Here is a 2,973-nt window from a genome sequence, read left to right on the forward strand (position 1 = left end):
GTCCAGGTAGCGTCGGCCTCGGCACCCATGGGCTGCCATAGCCGCTCGGCGACATAGGCCGACAGTCCCTGCCCCGTCGCTCCCTTGACCACGAGGCCCAGCACGATGGTCTCGACGGAGGCGTACTGGAAGCGTTGGCCCGCCGGCGTATCGCGGGCCTCGAAGGAACGGAGCGCCGCGATGGTGCCGTCGCTGAACTGCCGCCTCACGTACTTCGACAGATCGTCACGGCCGTCGTACTTCTCGCTGAACTGGACGCCGGAGCCCATGCGCAACAGCGCCCGGATCGGCGTCTCGCCGTAGGCCGAACCGCTGAGCTCCGGCGCATAGACCGCGGCATGGTCGTCGAGCGAGCGGATGCGGCCCTCCTGCAGCGCGAAGCCGACGGCGATGGAGGTTATCGACTTGGCCATCGAATTCGACAACAGGCGCTGCGCCGGCGTGCGGTCGTACTGATAGCGTTCGAGCTGCACCACGCCGTCCTTGATCACCATCAGGCCGGTGACGCGCCGCCTGGCGAGGAAGTCGTCGATCGTGCGGCCGCCCTGATAGGTGAAGGCGGGCGGCGTGGCGGCGGCGGGCAGTTCGCGCGGCCTGTCGGCGCGCGGCAACCGCCGATGCGGCAGGATGCTGTCGAGATGGCTGAACGAGCCGACGCGCACCCGCTCGTCGCTGAACCACGTTGTCCGCGTGCCCACAGGATAGCCAAGGGACTTGCCGAGAAGTTCCTCGTCCGGTGCCGCGCGGGCGGATACCCCGCTGCAACAGACCAGAAGTGCGGCGACCAGGCTCCACCGAAGATTTGCGTTGGGCATCCGGAGACTTCCCCCCGCCGGGAAGCCTATCTCAAATCCGCCCAGGCTTCACGGCCCGGGCTGCCATGACCCTGAAATACCGGCTCTTTCTAGGGACGCCCAATCTCGAGCAGCGCGCGCCGCAGAGGCTCGCTCGAGACGTGAAGCAGGCCGTGGTGCATGGGATCGCCCAACTCGAGAAGCATGAGAACGGCCCCCGTTACCGCGAACGCGGAGACGAAGAAGCTCGTGATCACAGTGGCGTTGACGGGCGCGAACAACCCGAAGCTGATGAAGATGAGGGAGAGCCAGAAGATCAGCACGAAGAGAAACTCCACGGGAACCGTGGTGCCGGGATTCTCCCACAGCAGCCATCGTTCGGCGTAGATGTTGGCGGTGATGGCCAGCGCCTGCGCGTGCAGCGCGGGATGCCGCCGGTCTGTGGGCGATAGCGCCAGGGTGGCCTCGAGAAGAACGTCGAGAAGATCGGCGGTCTCCCGATTGGCGGTCGACGGCGCCGACGCCGGGAACAACTCCTCGTGTTTCTTGGCCGCATAGGCACGGAGCGCCGCCCGCGCCCCGTTCGCTTCCGGCCCGTAAATCCGCAGCAGGTGATCGAGATTGATGAGGTCGGAACTGAGTTTCTTCACGATGCCGGTATTGGCCGAGAAGGAACTGTTCGCCGACGACAACATCAGGGCAAGGACCAGGGACGTCAGCGACACCACGATACCAGCCGACAGCTTGACCGCCGTGGCCGACCCGTCGCTCAGGTGATGTTCCGGCAGGGACCGCGCAATGAAGATGCCGATCAGGGAGCCCCCGAACATCGCAACAAAGGCGACCAAGGAGATATACAGATAAGAGCTACCGATCATCGGACCTCATACCACACGTACCGACCGCACGGGCCAACCACACTGACCCATGGTGTAGCTCTACTCTCTTCGAGCGGCGTCCGCTCAATCGAGGCGGATGCCGGCGTCGGCGATGACCTTCTTCCAGATGTCGGTTTCACGCGCGATCTGGGTGGCGGCTTCGGCCGCCGTGCCCGCCAGCGTCTCCATGCCGTGCTTGCCGTAGGCCGCCTGCACATCCGGTGCCTTCAGCGCCTTGTTCATCAGGGTGGTGAGCGTGGCCACGTTCTCGGGCGACACTTTCGACGACACCACGAGGCAATACCAGTTGGTGGCGGCATAGCCCGGGAACCCCAGTTCGGCGATGGTCGGGATCTCGGGATCGAAAGGCGAGCGCTTCGCCCCGGTGACGGCGAGCGCGCGGATACGGCCCTCGCGCATGAAGGCGGTGGCGGTGGGGGCGCTCGCGATCAGCGACGGTATGTGGCCCGCCAGCAGATCGTTCATCGCCGGCGCTCCGCCGCGGAACGGCACGTGGTTCAGCCGCGCGCCGCTTCGCGCCTTCAGGAGTTCGCCAGCGAGGTGGCCCGCGCTGCCGACACCAGCGGTGCCGTAGTCCATGCCCTCCGGCCGCTTGGCGAGTTCCAGATATTCGGCGAGCGTCCTGGCCGGCACGCCGGGGTGAACGACGACCACGTTGGAGAAATCGACCGCGAGGCACACCGGCACGATGTCGGTCCGCGGATCGTAGCCGGCGTCTTTCATCGCATAGGGGTTGACCGTCAGCATGCCCAGCGTGGCCAGCAGGACGGTGTGGCCGTCGGGCGGCGCGCGCAGCATCTCGCGGGTGGCGATGTTGCCGCCGGCGCCGGGCTTGTTGTCGACCAGGATCGACAGGCCGGCATTCTTGGTCAGCTCCGCCGCCAGCACGCGGGCCACGATGTCGCCGCCGCCGCCCGCGGCGAAGCCGACCAGCAGGCGGAGCTGCTTGGAGGGAAACGATTGCGCGCGGCCGATGCCCGGCAGCAGGGCGGCCGATGCCGCGGACCCGATCAACGAACGCCGATACATTCTTGCGTACCTCCCGCTCTCTTCGGGTCGAGCTTACGGGCGAAGCCTCGCCTGCGCTATCCTGTGCGCGCCGGGAGGGTGGAAATGGCGGCCAGCGACAGCTTTGCCGAGTTCCTGCGCGAGCAGCTGGCGCCGCTCGGCCGTGTCACGGTGCGGCGCATGTTCGGCAAGGCCGGCGTGTTCTGCGACGGGGTGATGTTCGGGATGGTCGCGGACAACATGCTCTACCTCCGGCTGGACGACAAAAACCG

The 2,973-nt window shown here is 66.7% G+C and carries 4 protein-coding genes; 1 reads left to right on the plus strand and 3 read right to left on the minus strand.

All coding sequences use genetic code 11. The features are described 5' to 3' along the window. From Q0C38_RS23180 to Q0C38_RS23190, 3 genes are all read right to left on the minus strand, one after another. Window positions 1-815, minus strand: an 815-nt coding sequence (locus Q0C38_RS23180) for a serine hydrolase (protein ID WP_291299506.1), incomplete at its 3' end; no start/stop codon positions are given. An 89-nt stretch (window positions 816-904) separates the two neighbouring features. Next, window positions 905-1,672, minus strand: coding sequence for a hypothetical protein (locus tag Q0C38_RS23185; protein ID WP_291299507.1), 768 nt, complete (start codon window positions 1,670-1,672; stop codon window positions 905-907). Window positions 1,673-1,756: 84 nt separating this feature from the next. Beyond that, complete coding sequence (locus Q0C38_RS23190) at window positions 1,757-2,590, minus strand: tripartite tricarboxylate transporter substrate binding protein (RefSeq protein ID WP_291299508.1); 834 nt, start codon at window positions 2,588-2,590, stop codon at window positions 1,757-1,759. Window positions 2,591-2,806: 216 nt separating this feature from the next. Between Q0C38_RS23190 and Q0C38_RS23290 the strand changes: the two genes are divergently transcribed. Then, a partial coding sequence (locus Q0C38_RS23290) for a TfoX/Sxy family protein (protein WP_366937305.1) occupies window positions 2,807-2,973 on the plus strand: 167 nt, incomplete at its 3' end.

The organism is Elioraea sp., assembly GCF_022842375.1.
GTDB lineage: Bacteria > Pseudomonadota > Alphaproteobacteria > Acetobacterales > Acetobacteraceae > Elioraea_A.

Coding starts and splice junctions, on each gene's coding strand:
- Q0C38_RS23185 (WP_291299507.1), bottom strand. CDS start 1,672: ATGATCGGTAGCTCTTATCTGTATATCTCCTTGGTCGCCTTTGTTGCG.